Raw genomic sequence first — 19727 nt, forward strand, 5'->3', positions numbered from 1 at the left:
TATAATTGTCTTTACCGAACTTTACTCGGATATTTAATACAGTATACACAGGAGCGTTTATAATGGAAAAAACTGCTGTAAAACAATCTGCTGCTTTAACCCCAGAGCAAATTGTAGAAAAAACCACGATAGCTGATGTCTATCGTGCCGCCAAACAATTAGACGGTGTCGTCCGTCATACCAATTTAGTTTATAGTGAACATTTCTCTCAAATATCCGGTAACGAAGTCTATATTAAACCTGAAAATTTACAAAAGACTGGGTCGTTTAAATTACGCGGTGCCTACAACTGCATCAGCCAGCTATCAGAAGAAGAAAAAAAACGCGGTGTTATCGCGGCCTCTGCTGGCAACCATGCTCAAGGTGTTGCTTATGCCGCGCAAAAGCTTGGAATAAAAGCTGTTATTGTTATGCCTGCCACAACACCAATATTAAAAGTTGAAGCCACCCGTGCTTATGGTGCTGAGGTAGTACTACACGGTGATACTTTCGACGATGCTTCAGCAAAAGCCTCTGAATTACAAAAAAAACATGGTTATGTTTTTATTCATCCTTTTAATAATTTAGAAGTACTTCTCGGTCAGGGCACTACTGCACTGGAAATAATCGACAGTCTCAAAGATGTTGATGTGATATTAGTTCCCATCGGTGGTGGTGGCTTTGCCAGCGGCGTAGCTCTTGCCGCCAAGCTCGTAAACCCCGCTATCAAAGTCATTGGTGTTGAACCAGCTGGAGCTGCCTGTATGAGCAGTTCACTAAAAGCAAATAAAATAACTACCTTAGCTTCCGTCGATACTGTAGCTGAAGGTACGGCCGTAAAAACCCCTGGTGAACTAACTTTTGCCTTCATAAAAAAATACGTCGATGAAGTAATAACTGTTTCTGAGCTCGATATCATGTCAGCACTTTTATCGTTGATTGAAAAACATAAACTGATTGCTGAAGGTGCGGGTGTTTTATCCTTAGCTGCCCTGCAAAAATTATCCTGTAAAAATAAGAAAATTGCTGCGATTGTCAGCGGCGGCAATATCGATATCTCAACAATTTCGGCACTGATTGATAAAGCCTTAATTGCCCGTGGCCGTGTATTTTGCTTTAGTGTAAAATTACCTGATAAACCCGGCCAGCTATTGGCAATTTCCCAAATTCTATCTGACATGCAGGCTAATGTCATTCACTTGGATCATAATCAAGCCAAAGTTACTGACAGCTTCGAAAAAGTTGTTCTGGAGGTAACCGTTGAAACTCATAACAGCGAACATATCAGCCAAATAACCAAAGAACTTGAAAAACACGGATTTCAAATTACTAAAGTATATTAAAAAATGCCTGCTGATTAAAAATCAGCAGGCATTTTTTTATTTATATCAATATAAAAGATGGGCAATAACATAACCAACGCAACAACCAGTTGCTATACCGATAAAACCTGGGATAATAAAACTATGATTTATAACAAACTTACCAATACGAGTTGTTCCTGAACGGTCAAAACCGATACAAGCCAAATCAGAAGGATAGGTAGGAAGCACAAAGTATCCATAGCAGGCTGAAATAAAGGATAATATTATTATCGGATCAACACCAATGTTAAGAGCCATTGGTACAACTATAGCAAGAGCTGCTGCCTGTGAATTTACAAGCTTTGATATTAAAAATAAAACAATAGCATAAGTCCAAGGATAATCTAAAACCACCTGGCTCAATGTCTTTTTAAAACCTGGTAAATATGCACCAAAATAAGTTTCTGCCATCCAGGCAACACCATATACAGAAACAACTGCAACCATACCAGATTTAAATACAGAACCATTGACTACATCACTTGATTTTACTTTACAAACCAATAAGATAATGGCAGCAATAACAAGCATTGACAACTGAATAGTCGGAGTCATCGATAATGGTGCCCAAATACCTTTACTATTTGGTACTAATGGTAATAATTCTTTAGGGAAACTACCAAACAAAGCAATAACTACTATACCTGCTAAGAAAATAAAAGTCGCCTTATAAGCAGATTTTGGTAATTCTCTATGGGAAGAATCTTCACCTTGTTCTTCGTAAATATAAGCACGTTGTTCCGGATCTGCTATTTTAGCCTGAAATTCCGGATCATTAGCCAAATCCTTACCGCGTTTTAAGCTCCATAACGCCGCTACTATTACACCGCATAAAGTTGCCGGCATAGAAACAGAAAGAACCTGTACAACACTGAATGGATGAGAAGTGGCAGCCAGCATTGACACGACGGAAACTACCGCAACTGATGCTGGAGATGCCCCAATTCCCATTTGAGCTGCAACTGATGATACCGCCATAGGTCGTTCTGGACGAATATTCTGCTTGATAGCTACATCATAGATAATCGGAAACATTGTATATACAACATGGCCAGTACCGCATAAAACCGTCAAAAACCATGTTGTTATTGGCGCTAAAATTGTAACCTTTTCTGGATTTCTACGTAATATTTTTTCAGCATACTTAAGCATTACATCAAGGCCTTTTGATGCCTGTAAAAAACCTGAACATGTTACAACCGCCATGATTGTCAGCATAACAGCAATCGGTGGTTTACCTGGTACAAGACCAATTCCAAAAACAAAAAAAACAAGACCAATACCTGATATCGCAGCAAGACCAAGTCCGCCGTAACGAACCCCTACTACCAAGCAGGCAATCAATACTATAAATCCTAAAAGTTCCATAAGTCCTCCTAAACAATAAACAAAAAATTTCAGCTGATGCTTTTCCTCTATAAAGCCTTTTATTAATAAAACTATAAATATTATCTATGGCTTTACGGTACTATTATAAATTAATTCTGGTTATTAGTCAACATTTATATATTGATAAATTCTATAAATAAAATAAATAAACCGCCATAAATAAAATCATATATGACGGCCTTTAACTATATTTTTTTAATAAATTCCTATTTTTTCCAAATCATTCCACAGTTCATCACTAATATCCCACTGCGCCCATTCATAATTTTTTTTGACCTGTGCTGCAGAGCTAACACCACAAGCAACAGAAACAACCTGCTTCTGCCTAAGTGGAAATTGCAAAGCAGCCGCCCCAATAGGCACATTATACTTATCACATATCTTGCCTATTTGCTGCACTTTAGTAAATACTTCCGGCGTTATTTTACCATATTCGTAATGGCCTTCATTTATGTTCTTTTTCACCAACGCACCTGATGCAAAAACAGCAGCTGCTGCTACCGTTATAGTATATTTTTTACATTTAGCAAAAAATTCTTCTTTATGCGGTTCGAGTAAATTATAGCGCTGCGCTAATAACACTATGTCCATATCAGCATAGTCCATTGCTTCCAGCATAATTTCTGTTTCATTGGCGCCTATTCCATATGCTTTTATCTGCCCATTCTTTTTCAATTCTTCCAGTGCCTTAAATCCAGAATCGCACAAATCCTTAAAGTATTTTCTTTCTTTATCTGTAGTACCATGTGCATATTTACCAATATCGTGCACATATAATATATCAATTCGCCGTGTACCTAAACGCTTAATCGAATCCTCATACGAGCGCATAATACCATCATAGGAATAATCATAAATACGGTTAAAAGGATTTTCATCGTAAAATTCTTCACCATTTTCCAAGCCAGCTTCTCGACGCGGCTCTAAAAGGCGACCTACTTTTGTAGATAGCACAAATTCATCCCGTGACAAATCACGTAATGCTAAACCTAATCTTATTTCTGCCAGACTACTGCCATAATGCGGTGCCACATCAAATGAACGCCATCCCATTTTTATGGCCGTTTCAGCTATTTCGATAGCTTCTTTATTCGATAATTTATGGTATAGATTCCCCATCCCCGAACACCCTAATGTCAAACTCGGTATTTTTAAGCCTGTATCATTTATTGCATTTAACTTAATCATTAATTTTCGTTGCTCCTCCATATTAAATTTCTAGTTGATACAACTTAACTGCATTAGCATAAAAAATTTTATCGCTCTCAACTTCTGGATGCATTACTAGCCATCTCTTAATTATTTCCACAACTTGCAAATATTCTGCTGCTGTCAGTGACACCGGCCAATCCGAACCAAATATAATATTATCATCACCGAAAATTTCATATACAGCATCTAAATATGGCAAAAAATCATTCTCCTGCCAATTCTCCCAGTCGGCCTCTGTTACCATACCTGATACTATAATTGAAATACTGTATTTATTTCCATAAACTGATTTCCTGTTACTTCATAAAAAAGCTTTTTATCTATAATCTTCAAACTTTCCTGTAACATTCCATCAGTTCTTTTATCACGATAGTGCACTGGATTTTCCATTATTCGTCCATCTTTATCTAAAAGTGCAAAATCGACACCCCACGTGTCAATTCCAATACTATCAATGTTACATTCTTGTTTTGCCAAAATCAGGCCCTGTTTAATTTCATAAAACAGCCGTAAAACATCCCAGTACATTGACTCATTTACCATAACCGGGTCATTAGAAAAACGATGTACTTCCTTTAACACTATTTTTTTTCCATCACAGCCTGCTAAAACAGCGCGTCCACCCGAAGCACCAAAATCAAATGCTAATACATTTGTTTGTTTGGCCATAATCTTTTCCTACCTTTTGTTTTTATTACGCCTGTCAATAAACCTATTATCAACAGGCGTACTTACCTATTATTTATACATTGGACCATATGCCCTGCAAGCTCTGTAATCCTGTCCTTCTTTATCTTCACCAAAAGCATTCCACACCGCTGGACGGAATATTTGATCCTCAGCAACATTGTGCATACAAACTGGAATTCGTAAAATTGAGCACAATGTTATTAAATCAGCACCAATATGTCCATAACTAATTGCACCATGATTAGCTCCCCAATTATTCATGACATCATATGCTGATTTAAACGCACCCTTGCCTGTAAGTCTTGGCGTAAACCAAGTACATGGCCATGTATAATTGGTACGTTTCCAAAGTTTATCAGATACTTCCTCTGGTAAATCCACCGTATAACCTTCTACCAATTGCAAAACTGGACCTAACCCCTTCACCAGATTCACTCTCACCATTGTTGCCGGCATTTCACCTTTAGTTAAAAAGCGTGAAGAAAAACCACCGCCCCTAAAATAACCATTATCTGCTGAACACCATTTTGTCGCCGCTAAACATGCTTCCTGATCCATTTGTGTCATATTCCAAAACGGCTTAATAATTGAATTACCTTTATTATCCTTAACGGCACCACAAGCATCTAAACATGCTGCACCAGAATTTATAAGATGAATAAACCCTTTTCCATCCTTAGCTACTCCCTCAAGATCATAGCCAGTAGCATCTTTTATTGCTTCTGGACTCCAATAAGTACGGACATCGGCAAATATCTGCGCAGTATTAGTCAATAATTTATTGAACAACATCGCTACACCATTTAAGGTATCATTTTCTGTTGCCAAGATATACGGTTCACGCGCACCTTCCCAATCAAATGATGAATTTAATAGCGCCTCTGGAAAATCAGCATTAGGATAAAAATCTGTCCATTGACGCTGTCCCTGAAAACCACCTGCAAGCGCATTATGTACCAGTCTTTCTTCCTCACAGCCTTTAGGCAATTTTTCATTGCCATTATAAAGGTCTTTTATTATACACATCATTTTTACAACAAATTCCCATGTTTTTTCTTTTTCCTCAGCTGATTTTTTTACAAAATCAGGATTTTTGTCATAGCCTTCTTTACAATACTTTTTAGTCCATAACAAAGCCTTTTCATATTCTTCTTTATCATATATATTTTCTGTCATACGACGAATTATTTCGACTTCATCAACAGATTCTATTCTCATACCAAGATATTCTTCAAAAAATTCCGGGTTTACAATCGAACCGGCAATTCCCATCGTAATTGATCCTATCTGCAAATAAGATTTCCCTCGCATTGTAGCGGCTGCTATAGCAGCTCTGCCAAAACGCAGCAGCTTATTTTTTACATCTTCAGGAATTTCCTTGGCATCTGCCGCCTGCACATCTTTCCCATATATACCAAATGCCGGTAATCCTTTTTGGGCGTGACTTGCCAATACTGAAGCTAAATACACAGCGCCAGGACGTTCCGTCCCATTAAAGCCCCATACCCCTTTTATTGTTGACGGATCCATATCCATTGTTTCCGAACCATAACACCAGCAAGGTGTTACTGTTAATGTAATGTCTACTCCTGCTTTTCTAAACTTATCTGCACATGCTGCCGCTTCTGGGACACGGCCAATTGTACTATCAGCTATAATAACTCGCACTGGCTCACCGTTTGAATATTGCAAATTTTCCGTAAATATTTTAGCTGCTGAGTGAGCCATATCCATTGTTTGTTTTTCCAAAGAACCACGCACATCCAAAACACCACGTCTTCCATCAATAGTTGGTCTTATTCCAATAACCGGATAATCACCAATTAGTCTACTTTTTGTCATGTGAATCCCTCCATTTTTTAATTGAATAGTTTTATTACTATGTAGGAAATAAGTAAAAATTTAAACACTTTTTATAAATTCTATAACAGCAGCTTTTAAAGGACTTTCTCCTGTTTATGGATACATTATAGCATTGTAAAATTTTAATATCTTGTGTTATAATCACTATAAATATAACAATATTATTTTTTATATGAATTATTGCAATTTTATAATGATTTGTATAATTACATATTAGGAGGACCTTTTATGAAAGACGACAGTTTTAACGAAGTCCGACAACGCGGCCGTTTTGATTTTCCCATAGAATTTCATTACGTTGATTACAATCATCCCCGTTTTAATATGCCTTATCACTGGCACATCGAATATGAAATTATGTATTTAATCGATGGCGAATTTTCTATTTCTCTTAATGAAACGGAAATTAAAATGACTCCTGGCAGTTTTCTTTTTATTCCTGATGGTGTCGTCCATGGCGGTGTACCGGTTTCGAAAAATTGTGTTTATGAATGTATTGTAATTGACATTAATAAACTGCTTAAAGATAATATTGTTCAGCACTCTCAAATTGAAGCCATATTAAATCATGAGCTCTATATAATTAATTATTTTGATGATAGTCATCCGGCAATTCAAAAAATACTTAAAAATTTATTTATAGCTATGCATTCACAAAAGACAGGCTACGAATTTATCGTAACAGGCATGTTGTATTCTTTTATTGGAGAAATACTGAAAAATCAGTTATATCATAAAAATACTACTTATTCGTTGGCAATAAACCGTCATCATATCTGCCAGATAAAACAAGCCTTTAATCTCATCAACACTCAATACGCCCTGCCTCTTACCCTTAATGATTTATCAACTGCTGCCGGGCTGTCACCTAATTATTTTTGCAAATTTTTCCAAAAAATGACCCATAGAACACCTATTGATTATTTAAATTACTATCGTATAGAAATTGCCTGTCAAAAACTGTCTAGTAGTGACCTTTCCATTACCGATATTGCCTATTCTACTGGTTTTAATGATTTAAGTTATTTCATTAAAATTTTTAAACGCTATAAAGGTATTTCGCCACGCAAATATCAAAAACAACTCACTACCATAACCTACGAGAACACCTTTGATAAACATTATGTTATTTCATAATTTTTTATTATTTCTGTATTAATAAAAAAATAAAGACTTCTATTCCAAAGAATAGAAGTCTTTATTTTAATATAGAAATATGCTCTGTCCTATTTAGCCAAGCAATTCTTTAACAACACTATTTACTAATTTGCCGTCAGCTTTACCTTTAGTCTTAGGCATCAGTTCTTTCATAACTTTACCCATATCCTTAGCATCAGCTGCGCCAACCTTTTCTATAGTATCCTTTACCAGTTCGCGTACATCTGCTTCTGACATCTGCTCTGGCAAATAAGGCATAATCGTCGCAATTTCTTGTTCTGTCTTTTGTACCAAATCATCTCTGTCAGCCTTTTTGAATTCTGCTAAAGAATCCTGACGCATTTTAAGTTCTTTACTTATAATGCTGATTACGCCAGCGTCATCAAGATCTACTTTTTTATCAATTTCGATTTGACGTATAGCTGAACGAATTGAACGGATAACAGTAAGACGATCTGCTTGTTTTGCTTTCATGGCTGTTTTCATATCAGCCATCAATGTGTCTTTAATAGACATTTACCTGCGCCTCCAAGAATTATGCTCTAAATCTGCGTTTACGAGCAGCTTCAGATTTTTTCTTACGTTTTACGCTAGGTTTTTCATAATGCTCACGTTTTCTGACTTCAGCGAGGGTACCAGCTTTTTGACAGGTGCGTTTAAAACGGCGAAGAGCACTATCAATAGTTTCGTTTTTTCCAACTTTAACTTCTGACATCTATATTTTCCCTCCCCTCCACACGCAATGGGAGTGTATTTATTCGCTACACCAAGATATTATACCTGACAAGCACCATACTTGTCAATAATAATTAACCTGGCGGCCATTGCATCGACCTGCCGCCAATGAGATGAAAATGGAGATGATCCACTGTCTGTCCACCTTCGACCCCAGTATTTATTACAATTCTATAGCCACTATCAGCAATATCACACTGCTGTGCCAACTTTGGAATAACATCTATTGTTATATGAGATAATAAATCTTTATCCGCTGCTGTGGTATCATTTAAACTTCTTATATGCTTTTTAGGAACAATTAACACATGAACTGGTGCTTGCGGCTCCAAATCTTTAAATGCAACTACAACATCATCTTCATACACCATATTAGACGGTATCTCTTTAGAAACTATTTTACAAAAAATACAATCTGGCATAACAACACCCCCGTTCGAGGAAAAATCCTAAATATTATAATTCGGCTTTATTTTAACAATACCTTCTTATTTATTAAAATAATTTAGTTCCCCACAGGCCATCTTTATATAATTTGGTCATTTTCAAATTATATATTTCACCCTTTTCCATTTTTTCATCGGTATAAACCTTTATGTAATTACCCGTATGTCCATCGGCTACGCCGTCATTTATCTGTTCTATTAATACTTGTAATGTTTTATTAATAAACTTCGCTTCAAATGCTGCTAATTTTTCCTGACTGATTTTCTGCAATTCATGTACACGCTGTTTTTTTATCTGCTCATCGACTTGATTTTCCATAATTGCCGCTGGTGTCCCCTTGCGCTTGGAATAAGGGAAGGCATGAATACGGCTGATTGGTAATGAACGTATAAAATCCAAGCTTTGCGCAAACTGTTCATCTGTTTCCCCTGGAAAGCCGGCAATAATATCAGTCGTTATTGCTATATCTGGAACTTTAGCAGTTATTTTAGCCAGCAAATCAGCAAATTCCTGCGTCGTATAATGCCTGTTCATTGCTGTAAGCACATCATCATGTCCTGCCTGCAACGGCAAGTGCAAATGATGGGCAAACTTATCATCTGCTGCTAATAATTCCAATAATTCATCAGCTACTTCAATTGATTCCATCGATCCCAAGCGAAGCCGCTTTAACCCATTCAACGATAATACTGTTTTAACTGCATCAGCTAATGTTATATTTTCCGGGCTTTCCTTTCCATAAGCACCTAAATGTATACCTGAAAATACTATTTCATGAAAACCATTAGCAATTAATTTCTGTGTTTCATTTTTTATGCTGTCCAAATTACGTGAACGCAAAGGACCACGCGCATATGGAATTATACAGTATGAGCAAAAATTATTACAGCCATCCTGAATTTTAAGAAAAGCTCGTGTGCGTGACTGCATGCCAAACATCGGTATATCTTCAAATTCATGTTCCTGCATAATATCCTTTATGTCCAGCACAACCTCTTGCTTTTGGGCTGCTTTTTCCACAATATCAACAATATTTTTACGTTCATTAGTGCCAATTACAGCATTTACTCCTTCAATTTTCTCTATTTCTTCGGGAGCAACCTGTGCATAACAGCCGGTAACAGCAATAACTGCCTGTTCATTTAAATGCCCTGCCCGACGAATAAGCTGACGTGATTTACGCTCACCTAAATGTGTAACTGAACAGGTATTTATTATATATACATCAGCTTTTTCAGCAAAATCAACAATTTCATAGCCTCTTTGCCGGAAAAGGCCTGCCATTGTTTCCGTTTCAAACTGATTTACTTTACATCCTAATGTAGTAAGTGCAACTTTAGCCATATAAGTCCCTTCTATTTATCCATAAAACATCTATCTTTTTAAATTCCTAAATCGCCTTTTTCATATTGTATCAGGCTGATGGCAGCCAACGATGCCGTTTCCGTGCGCAGTATCCGCCGCCCCAAAGAGGCACAAACAGCCCCGCCATTGATACATTTTTCAACCTCAGCAGTTGTAAACCCGCCTTCCGGCCCAATTAATACAGCATATTTATTTCCTGTTGCAGCCTGCAAATAATTTTTAAAAGATTGCTGTAATTCATTTTCATAGCAAATAATTACATTATCAACATCCTTAAAGCTGTTGATACACTGGTCAATGCTAATGATTTCCTCCACCTCAGGAATAAAAGTACGGCCGCATTGTTTAGCCGCTTCCTGCGCTATCTTCTGCCATTTTTGCCGGCGCTTTTCTTTCTTGCCAGCATCGTATTTGACCACGCAGTTATGGCTGCTTACGGGCACAATCTTATTTATTCCAAGCTCCACCGCTTTTTGTACAATATAATCCATTTTATCGCCCTTGGGCAGACACTGCATTAATATTATTTCCACAAATGATTCGTTTTGTTTTTCGTCTAATATTTTTATCAGCTTAAGCGTAACCTTTTTGTCAGCACATTCACTTATCACTGTTTGAGCAACCTGCCCATCCTTATCGGCAACAATTATTTTCTGTCCCGGCTTAGCCCGCATTGCGTAAAGCAAATGTACAGCATCTTCACCTGTTATATTTATAATTTCACTTAGTTTATCTTCAATAAATAAACGCCGCATTATTTATGATCCTTAAATTTTATTATAAGTGCCACCCAGCCGCCTTTTTTATGCATTTCAGCAATGTACATAGAATGCTGCTGCGCCGCCTGTTCAATATCTGCCAGACGGTCCTCAATTATGCCGCTGGCTAATAAAATTCCATCATGTTCCAATTTATCTGGCAGTTCATCAAATAAACGGATAATTATATCAGCAATTATATTAGCTGATATGAAATTTGCCTTGCCCTTAAAGTTTTTTAGCAAATCACTTTGAAAACACTCTATTTTATCTTCCACTTTATTTTGTTTGATATTTTGATTAGCTACTTTTACAGCCACATCATCATAATCAGCTGCCTGTATATCCTTAAGCCCCAGCTTAGCAGCACAAATAGCCAGTATTCCTGACCCTGTTCCTACATCAAATAATTTTGTATCTTCATGCAGATATTGTTCCATAAAACCAACACACATTGATGTTGTAGGATGCGTACCTGTACCAAAAGCACAGCCTGGGTCAAGTTCCACAATGACTTCGTCTGCCTGCGTCTGATATTCTTCCCAGGAAGGTTTAACAACAATTCTATCGGCAATCTTGGTCGGATGGAAATATTGTTTCCAATTATTAGCCCAGTCTTCTTCTTTAATCGTAGATACAATAAGCTCACAAGGTGCTGTATAAATTTCTTTCGATAATTTTTCCAAGCGGGTATTAAGCTGCATCATTTTAGCATCTATCTTCTCATCTTTAGCCAGCCAAGCAGTTACTGTTACTACTGTTGTATTTTCCTGCAAGGGAATATCTGTATAATCCCATAAATTGGAATTAATATAATCATTAACAATTGCCGGATCATCCATTGATACACCATTAGCTCCCAGATCAGAAAAAATTTCTGCTATAATGTCCATAGCCTCATGTGATGTTCGAACTGAAACCTGCATCCATTCCATATAAACGCTCCTTATTATTTAAAATCCTATTTGTGCTAATTAAATTTTATATTCTTTAAAGGCTCCCCTGTATACTATAGTTATTTGCGCTTTAGCGCTTATGCTACAGTTCTTTGCACTTTAGTGCTTAGAAATGTAGTAAGCAGAGCAGAAATATAGTACACACAGTGTGCGGAGCTGGCAGCAAAGCTGCCTGAGGGGTTAACCCTTCCGGCTTGACTTCGTCAAGTCACCTTCCCTAAAGGGACGACTTTAAAGGCTACACTCTTCTATTAACTAACACAACATAATTTAAAATATATTTTTTTATCATGTTGTTAAAGCACACGTAAATTTTATTATAACGGATTTTATTATTATTGTCATATGATTAAAACAAAAAAGATTCGAAGCTGCTGCCTCGAATCTTTTTTGTCATTCTATTTCATAGATATCTTTTGTTTCATTAATTACCTGGTCACGCGTTTTTTTTGCTAAGGAAAAATAATCATATAGTTTATCACGATCTTTACTGTCTATCGCTGTTATTACATTATTTATTATTTCCTGCATAGTCTTTAAATTATTAATTATTGCTGCCGGATTTGATATGCAGATATCCGCCCACATATCGGCATTGGATGATGCAATACGGGTTGTATCCTTAAAACCCCCGCCGGCAAGTTTTATACAGTCATCAATATCAGCGTAATTATGCTTTAAAAGCGTTACCAAAGCCGCAGCTGCTATATGCGGCACATGGCTTATCATTGATGCACAGCGATCATGTTTAGCCAAATCAAGTTCCACTATATTGGCCTCAGTTAAAGCAATGAGTTCATAAATCTTTTTACCAATATGTTCCGGCACCTGCATTTTATCATCTTTAATTATAACATAGCATTTATTTTTAAATAAATCCTTGGTAGCTGCTGTAACACCACTTTTTTCCCGTCCAGCCATCGGATGGGCCGACACATAATATATATCAGCTGGCAGCATAGCATGCAATTTGTCTGCGACATATTGTTTAGTGCTTCCCGCATCGGTTATTACAGCGCCACTCTTTATATATGGTAATATTTCCTGTACTACCGGCACCATCTGTAATACAGGTGTACTTAAATAAATTATATCAGCATCTTGTACGGCCATTTTGGAATCTACATAGCCTTTATCGATAGCACCCATTTTTTCAGCTGTTTTATAGGAATTTTCCGTACGAGTCGTCCCTGTAATAAAAATATCATCACCTAATTTATCTTTTAAAGCCAAACCAAATGATCCGCCAATGAGGCCTACGCCCAAGATAGCTAATTTTAATTTAGTCATTTCATGCTTTTCCCATCATCGCCGCAATTTTCTTAACCTCAGCCATAGTTGCTTCGAAGTTTTCTGGTGTTAAAGACTGATCACCATCGCTTAACGCACTTTCTGGATGCGGATGAACTTCAATTATAAGACCATTGGCTCCTGCAGCGATAGCAGCTCTAGCCATTGGCTGTACCATCTGCCATCTGCCAGTGCCATGGCTTGGGTCAACAATTACAGGTAAATGTGATAATTCCTTTACAGCCGCAACTGCGCTTAAATCTAAGGTATTTCTTGTAAATGTTTCATATGTTCTAATACCACGTTCACATAAAATTATATTATAATTACCCTCGCTGGCAATATATTCAGCAGCATTAAGCCATTCACTTATAGTTGCCGATAAGCCTCTTTTTAATAAAACAGGTTTATTTGTCCTGCCTACTTCTTTTAATAGCTGGAAGTTTTGCATATTACGGGCACCAACCTGCAAAACATCAGCATATTTACTTACTAAATCTATATCATTTTGATTAACTATTTCAGTAACTACTCTTAAATCGAACTTGTCACCGGCTTCTCTAAGCATTTTCAATCCTTCTTCAGCCAATCCCTGAAAATCATAGGGAGAAGTACGTGGTTTAAATGCACCGCCGCGTAAAAATCCTGCTCCGCCGCGTTTAACACACTCAGCTGCTTCCAATAATTGTTCACGGCTTTCTACTGCACAAGGGCCGGCCATAACTGCTAAATGTGCTCCACCGATTTTTACACCGTTAACATCAACTACTGTATCTTCGCGACGAAATTCTCTGCTTACCAATTTATATTTTTCCGTAATACGCACTGCTTTTTCTACTCCCTTGAACGCGTTCATCTGCAAACCTGAAATAACTTTTTTATCTCCGATAACACCAACAATGGTACGACTTGCACCCTTTGATAAATGATAAGATAAACCTTCTGCTTCAATTTTTTTCTCTACTTTTACTAAATCTTCCTGTGTAGCATCTGGTCCCATTACAATAATCATTTATATTTCCTCCTAAAATTAAGATAATTTTTTAGATGAATGCACAAAAAAACCCGCCCCTAAAAAGGGACGAGCATAAATTACCCGTGGTACCACCCTACTTGCTTTTTGCAAGCCACTTTTTCGGATACTAACATATCCTAGCCCAAGATAACGGAGGCAATCCGGCACAGCCTACTATAATTTCAGCCTGCTGCTCACAAGTGTATTTCTATTAACGCATTTATCATGTTCCACCGCCCCATGACTCTCTGGAAAATACTGCTTAATATACTTCTCTTGTTCACTGCATTTCATCTTGTATAGAAATATACCAGCATCTTTTATCTTTGTCAAGAAAAAAAATTGTAAATATGTCAATTTTATAATTATATTTAACAAAAAATTAAGCCGGTGCCTATTATCAGCAACCGGCTAAATTTTTATTTATTTATTATAATCAACGACTAGGTTCAATTAAACCATAATTGCCATCTTTACGACGATAAACAACACTGACATCCTCAGATTTAGCATCACGGAATACAAAGAACTCATGATTGATTAAATTCATCTGCATAATGGCTTCCTGCACATCCATCGGTTTAACCGCAAAACGTTTAGTTTTAACTACAGGATATTCATCATCGTCACTGCTGTCAATTTCTTCAGCAGCAGCTGCTGGAGCTGATACATCTGGACGAAAATTACCATTACGGAAGCGTCTTGCCAATTTTGTTTTATGTTTGCGAATTTGTCGTTCCAATTTATCTATAACCAAATCTATAGAAGTATACATATCCATAGTAGATTCTTCACCACGGAGCAACACGCCCTCAACAGGTACCGTAACTTCTACAATATGACGCCCTTTAGTAACAGTTAATAATACAGTTATCTCTCCTACGGTGTCAAAATATTTTGTGACCTTGCCGACCCTTTTTTCCACATAATCATGCAAAGCTGGAGTAATTTCGATATTTTTTCCTCGGATAATAAATGTTGCCATATGTCTTCAACACCTTTCTTTGATTCTTGGAGCTTATATTATATATTCTCCAATAGAATTAAAAATCCTTTTAAAAGTATTATTTTTTGTTTATTTGTTTTATACCACTCCTCAATTATCGTTCAATATTGCAAAATAATCTAAATATTGACACTTTTTATGAAAAAACATATAATTTTATTAACAAAATCACTGATAACTTATTATATTCTTTGCTATATTATTGCATTATAAAAGGATGGTGTCAAATGCATTTTAATAAAAATTTTTTCAATATTCCTTTTCTGCAATATATCAAAACAAGAAAAATGCACATTGTTTTTATTCTTTTACTGTTGCTTATATTTTCTCTGCTCATTGGCAAAATCCATGCTGATAATATGCCAAAAACATTACCCATACCACCAGTTGCTACTGCGACAGTTGACCATACATATCATTTTGCAGCCCTGCCTGCACATTTGCATGATCCTTTCCATCTAGCGCAAAATAACCTTATTACTAAAAAAACAGATGATAAAATCGCATCTACTGTCACTTCCCTCCCCGAAAAAACTATTTCTCCTATTAATACTGATATTCATCTTATTGGCATCATAACAAATAAAAATAAATCAATTGCTATTTTTGCCCAAAACAAGAAGGTCTTCTCTGTAAAAGTTGGTGAGCAGGTTTCCAATCTAACTGTAATTGAAATAAGAAATGATTCCGTCATAACCAAAAACATTATAAATCATTTAGAAACGTGGCATATAAATGATTTCCAATAAATTTTAAGGGGAAAATTATGCGCTATAAAACTTTCATTATAAGCTTGATTACTGCTCTTTTTATCGTACCTGCTGTGCTTGTTGATGCCGCTTCAATTCATGCCTCTAATATTGATGTCCGCAATTTGTTAACTTCTTTAGCTGCCAGTGATAATATCAATATTCTGATAAATGATGATGTCACTGGCAATATATCAATTAATTTAAATGATATTTCTCCACATGATGCAATTAAAACAATTGCCCAAATGAAAAATCTTATCTGCACTGAAGAAAACGGCATAATTTTTATTTGCAGCAAACAAAGCAATAATCAAAATTTTAATTCTCTTCATATTTTTAAAATCAAATATGCCGATTTAAAAATTTTAGCTGCTACCATAAAAATGTATATGCAGCAAAACGCTAATCCCCCAGCAGCAATAAAGGATAAAAACAATAATACTTCAGCTTCTACCAACATCACTATTGATGCTGACAATAATTCGCTGCTCTTTTACGGTACTGCCCAACAAGCAGCTGCTTTAAAAGTTTTTATTAATAAAATAGATATACCTTGCAAGCAGGTAATGCTTGAAGCAAAAGTCATCGCCATACAAAAAGATGCTACAAAAAACCTTGGTATTGAATGGAATTGGTCGGAATTGCCGCAATATCCGCAAATCAGTGAATCCTATCAAACTATTGAGCACTCTGTTGTAAACAGTGCCGGCAATTATCAGACTATCAGTGAAAATATCCCTCACAATACAGTAACACGCACTTTTAATGGTTCGAGCAATATTCCTGGCATAATCCAATTCGGCAAAGGCCCTGAGGGTGTCCCTTTCGAATTTTATTACGGTGCTAAAATAAATGCTCTAGTAACTGATGGTAAAGCCTCTGTTCTCGCCAAACCCAACATAATTGCCCAAAACAATCACGAAGCTGTTATAAATATCGGCGGCAGCGTGCCTATCCCTAAATTAAGCACTACCGATTCTACTACCACCACCTCATATGAATATCATGAAACCGGTATTATACTACGCTATACCCCACGCATAAATAATGATAAATATATAACTGCTTCTATTCATACTGAAGTCAGCAGTCCTATTTACGTTGCTGATTTAAAAGCCTATCGTTTCCAAACCCGTTCAGCTGATACTGTAGTCCGTCTTAAAGATGGTGAAACAATGGTTATTGGAGGTCTTATAGACACTGAAGAGGCAAAAAGCATGAGTAAAATTCCTTTTTTGGGTGACCTGCCAATTATAGGTAATTTTTTCCGCAATATCAAAAATTCTAAAACTCAAAGTGAAATAGTTATTTTTCTTACAGCCCATATTAAAAAACCACCTTCTGCCACAAATCAGGTAGTATCTGAGGACTAAAATTTTTCCAATTTATTTTATGAATCTAAGTCAGTTTTCACTTTATCTTAAAGTAAATTTAGTGTAAGATAGTAATATATCAAAATAAGTTGTTCTATTATTTCCTTGTATAAACTAGGAGTGATAATAATGAATCTAATTGTTGATATGCCAGCCCTGCAATTAATTTTACTGGCTATCATTTTCTTATCAATAATGATTGAAATAAAAACTGGTGGATTAGGTATTGGTGCTCTATTAGGTTTAGTGGCAGCTGCTGTATTTTGGGGCAGTAGCTATGTAAACGGTTTAGTAAGTATTTACCAAATTGCCTTATTTTTAGGTGGCATACTACTAATAGTTATTGAGTTAATCACACCAGCCACCGGTATACTGGCAGCTATCGGCATTTTTCTAATGCTGTACAGTATGGTTTTAGCTCTTGGTGGTAACATTAGTGCTATTTACATGCTTTTAGGTGCCTTAATTATCGCTGTGATTATCTTTATTATTATCGTAAAACATTTACCTTCGAGCAGATTATGGAAAAAAGTTGTTTTACAGAATTCTTCTACCTCTGAACAAGGTTATATAAGCAGTACCAATCAATCATCTTTACTACAGCGTGAAGGTATTGTTCTAACAGAGCTTCATCCTGCTGGTACAATATTGGTTGACGGACAGCCTATTGATGTTGTTTCTGAAGGCGTCTATATAAATAAAGGCGCATCTGTTCGTATAATAAAGATTGATGGCAGTCGAATCATCGTAAGAAAAATATAAATTTTGGAGGTTACATTATGGAATTATTACTAGGCTCAGGTTTCTTACTTGTCATAATTATTGTTGCGGTTATGATGTTTTTATATTTTGTTCCATTAGGATTATGGATTTCAGCACTAGCTGCCAATGTTTCGGTTGGTATTTTTAATTTAGTTGGTATGCGCATGCGCCGTGTAGTGCCGCAAAAAATAATTTTGCCACTTATAAAAGCCAACAAAGCCGGCCTTACCGTCAATTCTAACCAGCTTGAAGCTCATTATCTAGCTGGTGGTAACGTTGACAAAGTGGTTGATGCTTTAATTGCTTCACAACGTGCACAAATCACCTTACCGTTTGAACGAGCAGCAGCTATTGACCTCGCCGGACGAGATGTTCTTGAAGCAGTTCAAATGAGTGTAAATCCTAAAGTTATTGAAACTCCTGTTGTTTCAGCAGTTGCCCAAAATGGTATTGAATTAAAAATCAAAGCCCGTGTAACAGTTCGTGCTAATATTGATAGGTTAGTCGGTGGTGCCGGTGAACCAACAATCATTGCTCGTGTTGGTGAAGGAATTGTAACAACTGTCGGTTCATCAATCAGCCATTCAGATGTACTGGCTAATCCTGATGATATTTCTAAAACCGTTTTAGGCAAAGGTCTTGACGCGGGTACTGCTTTTGAGATATTATCTATTGATATTGCCGATATTGATGTAGGCAGAAACATTGGTGCTCAATTGCAAACCGATCAGGCTGATGCTGACAAACGCATTGCACAAGCCAAAGCTGAGGAAAGACGAGCCATGGCTGTTGCCAAAGAACAGGAAATGAAAGCATATACCCAGGAAATGCAGGCACGTGTAGTTGAAGCTGAATCAGAAGTACCACATGCATTGGCTGCTGCTTTGCGCGAAGGTAAATTAGGCGTAATGGATTATTATAACCTAAATAACATCAACGCTGACACCAAAATGCGTGAAACCATTGGTTCAACTGGTGAAAGTAATACTCCACCAAAAACGGTAAAATAATATGGATACATTTATAATTATTGCTGCTCTAGCCTTATTTATTATCAGTTCGCTAGGTAACAGCAAAAAAAATCAGTCCTCAAAAAAACGTCTGCCCCCCATTAAAAATCCTGCACCACAAAGTACTTCCAACCACAAAAAGACTTATGATTATATGCTTAATAAAAATTCCGCTCCAAAAACTAAAAAAATTCCTGATATCATTACAGAAGAAAAATCAACAGAATCTTCACGAGTCTTCACTACCAAAAATACAGATGCAAAAACGCCTATGGCCCTTTCCACATCTGTATCATTTAATTCTTCAACACTCGCTTCACCTGCTGACACTTTAACAGAAACTATTTCTACAGCAGCAAAGCAGCAAAATCTTTCTATTGATATCCATCGTCAGGCAGTTTTACAGGCTATTACCTACGCTGAAGTACTAAGTCCGCCAAAATCATTAAAGTATTTGACGCGATTTGGTATAAAGAGATTTCCTATGAAATAATTTATTTTGCGCTGGTTTCACCTTTTTTACTAACAACTACCAGTCTTATTAACAGTATTTTTATAAATTACTCCTCATAGCTAGCAAATCATTTTCACAAAACCTGCCTA

General features: G+C 36.5%; 21 protein-coding genes and 1 other annotated feature. Of the genes, 7 read left to right on the forward strand and 14 right to left on the reverse strand.

What is annotated here, in order from left to right; all coding sequences use genetic code 11:
- Positions 1–62: 62 nt before the first annotated feature.
- Positions 63–1322 carry a threonine ammonia-lyase gene (gene ilvA / locus HNR32_RS03375; protein ID WP_183859661.1) on the forward strand — a complete coding sequence of 420 codons (1260 nt, stop codon included), beginning with the start codon at positions 63–65 and terminating at the stop codon, positions 1320–1322.
- A gap of 45 nt (positions 1323–1367) precedes the next feature.
- On the opposite strand, the gene HNR32_RS03380 is transcribed toward ilvA, so the two are convergent.
- The 5 genes from HNR32_RS03380 to HNR32_RS03400 all read right to left on the reverse strand — a co-directional run bounded on the left by HNR32_RS03380 (position 1368) and on the right by HNR32_RS03400 (position 6476).
- Positions 1368–2711, reverse strand: coding sequence for an anaerobic C4-dicarboxylate transporter (locus tag HNR32_RS03380; RefSeq protein ID WP_183859663.1), 1344 nt, complete (start codon positions 2709–2711; stop codon positions 1368–1370).
- 216 nt (positions 2712–2927) lie between these two features.
- Positions 2928–3920, reverse strand: a complete 993-nt coding sequence (locus HNR32_RS03385; protein WP_183859665.1) for an aldo/keto reductase — start codon at positions 3918–3920, stop codon at positions 2928–2930.
- A gap of 22 nt (positions 3921–3942) precedes the next feature.
- Positions 3943–4188 (reverse strand): amidohydrolase family protein, encoded by a 246-nt coding sequence (locus HNR32_RS03390; protein ID WP_183859667.1) that lies wholly within the window; start codon positions 4186–4188, stop codon positions 3943–3945.
- A gap of 8 nt (positions 4189–4196) precedes the next feature.
- Positions 4197–4613 carry an FGGY family carbohydrate kinase gene (locus tag HNR32_RS03395; RefSeq protein WP_183859669.1) on the reverse strand — a complete coding sequence of 139 codons (417 nt, stop codon included), beginning with the start codon at positions 4611–4613 and terminating at the stop codon, positions 4197–4199.
- 69 nt (positions 4614–4682) lie between these two features.
- Positions 4683–6476 carry an L-fucose isomerase gene (locus HNR32_RS03400; protein WP_183859671.1) on the reverse strand — a complete coding sequence of 598 codons (1794 nt, stop codon included), beginning with the start codon at positions 6474–6476 and terminating at the stop codon, positions 4683–4685.
- 249 nt (positions 6477–6725) lie between these two features.
- Here HNR32_RS03400 and HNR32_RS03405 point away from each other — a divergent pair, with 249 nt between their 5' ends.
- On the forward strand, positions 6726–7634 hold the full coding sequence (locus HNR32_RS03405) for an AraC family transcriptional regulator (protein ID WP_183859673.1): 909 nt from the start codon (positions 6726–6728) through the stop codon (positions 7632–7634).
- A 93-nt stretch (positions 7635–7727) separates the two neighbouring features.
- Here HNR32_RS03405 and HNR32_RS03410 read toward each other — a convergent pair whose 3' ends face one another.
- The 9 genes from HNR32_RS03410 to hpf all read right to left on the reverse strand — a co-directional run bounded on the left by HNR32_RS03410 (position 7728) and on the right by hpf (position 15206).
- Positions 7728–8171 (reverse strand): GatB/YqeY domain-containing protein, encoded by a 444-nt coding sequence (locus HNR32_RS03410; protein ID WP_183859675.1) that lies wholly within the window; start codon positions 8169–8171, stop codon positions 7728–7730.
- A 19-nt stretch (positions 8172–8190) separates the two neighbouring features.
- On the reverse strand, positions 8191–8370 hold the full coding sequence (rpsU, locus tag HNR32_RS03415) for a 30S ribosomal protein S21 (RefSeq protein ID WP_132550575.1): 180 nt from the start codon (positions 8368–8370) through the stop codon (positions 8191–8193).
- Between the two features lie 94 nt (positions 8371–8464).
- On the reverse strand, positions 8465–8812 hold the full coding sequence (locus HNR32_RS03420; RefSeq protein WP_183859677.1) for a histidine triad nucleotide-binding protein: 348 nt from the start codon (positions 8810–8812) through the stop codon (positions 8465–8467).
- A gap of 73 nt (positions 8813–8885) precedes the next feature.
- Positions 8886–10181: a tRNA (N(6)-L-threonylcarbamoyladenosine(37)-C(2))-methylthiotransferase MtaB gene (gene mtaB / locus HNR32_RS03425; RefSeq protein ID WP_183859679.1), complete on the reverse strand. Its 1296-nt coding sequence runs from the start codon at positions 10179–10181 to the stop codon at positions 8886–8888.
- A 38-nt stretch (positions 10182–10219) separates the two neighbouring features.
- Positions 10220–10957 (reverse strand): 16S rRNA (uracil(1498)-N(3))-methyltransferase, encoded by a 738-nt coding sequence (locus HNR32_RS03430; RefSeq protein WP_183859681.1) that lies wholly within the window; start codon positions 10955–10957, stop codon positions 10220–10222.
- Positions 10957–11895, reverse strand: coding sequence for a 50S ribosomal protein L11 methyltransferase (gene prmA / locus HNR32_RS03435; RefSeq protein WP_183859683.1), 939 nt, complete (start codon positions 11893–11895; stop codon positions 10957–10959). Before prmA ends, HNR32_RS03430 begins: the two co-directional genes overlap by 1 nt.
- Before the next feature lie 414 nt (positions 11896–12309).
- Entirely contained in the window at positions 12310–13206 is an 897-nt protein-coding gene (locus HNR32_RS03440; RefSeq protein WP_183859685.1) for a prephenate dehydrogenase, read from the reverse strand.
- A gap of 1 nt (position 13207) precedes the next feature.
- Positions 13208–14218 carry a 3-deoxy-7-phosphoheptulonate synthase gene (aroF, locus tag HNR32_RS03445; protein ID WP_183859687.1) on the reverse strand — a complete coding sequence of 337 codons (1011 nt, stop codon included), beginning with the start codon at positions 14216–14218 and terminating at the stop codon, positions 13208–13210.
- Positions 14219–14280: 62 nt separating this feature from the next.
- Positions 14281–14514: a binding site (T-box leader), on the reverse strand.
- A gap of 143 nt (positions 14515–14657) precedes the next feature.
- A complete protein-coding gene (hpf, locus tag HNR32_RS03450; RefSeq protein ID WP_183859689.1) occupies positions 14658–15206 on the reverse strand; it encodes a ribosome hibernation-promoting factor, HPF/YfiA family in 549 nt (182 codons plus the stop codon).
- A gap of 248 nt (positions 15207–15454) precedes the next feature.
- Here hpf and HNR32_RS03455 point away from each other — a divergent pair, with 248 nt between their 5' ends.
- The 5 genes from HNR32_RS03455 to HNR32_RS03475 all read left to right on the forward strand — a co-directional run bounded on the left by HNR32_RS03455 (position 15455) and on the right by HNR32_RS03475 (position 19617).
- Positions 15455–15976: a hypothetical protein gene (locus HNR32_RS03455; protein WP_183859691.1), complete on the forward strand. Its 522-nt coding sequence runs from the start codon at positions 15455–15457 to the stop codon at positions 15974–15976.
- A gap of 17 nt (positions 15977–15993) precedes the next feature.
- On the forward strand, positions 15994–17352 hold the full coding sequence (locus HNR32_RS03460) for a type II secretion system protein GspD (protein ID WP_183859693.1): 1359 nt from the start codon (positions 15994–15996) through the stop codon (positions 17350–17352).
- A 129-nt stretch (positions 17353–17481) separates the two neighbouring features.
- Entirely contained in the window at positions 17482–18114 is a 633-nt protein-coding gene (locus HNR32_RS03465) for an NfeD family protein (RefSeq protein WP_183859695.1), read from the forward strand.
- 17 nt (positions 18115–18131) lie between these two features.
- Entirely contained in the window at positions 18132–19124 is a 993-nt protein-coding gene (gene floA / locus HNR32_RS03470; protein WP_183859697.1) for a flotillin-like protein FloA, read from the forward strand.
- A 1-nt stretch (position 19125) separates the two neighbouring features.
- The gene (locus HNR32_RS03475; RefSeq protein ID WP_183859699.1) at positions 19126–19617 is read left to right on the forward strand and encodes a YqfB family membrane protein; all 492 of its coding nucleotides are present in this window, start codon (positions 19126–19128) and stop codon (positions 19615–19617) included.
- The last annotated feature ends 110 nt before the right edge of the window (positions 19618–19727 follow it).

The organism is Pectinatus brassicae (assembly GCF_014201835.1).
Lineage (GTDB): Bacteria > Bacillota > Negativicutes > Selenomonadales > Selenomonadaceae > Pectinatus > Pectinatus brassicae.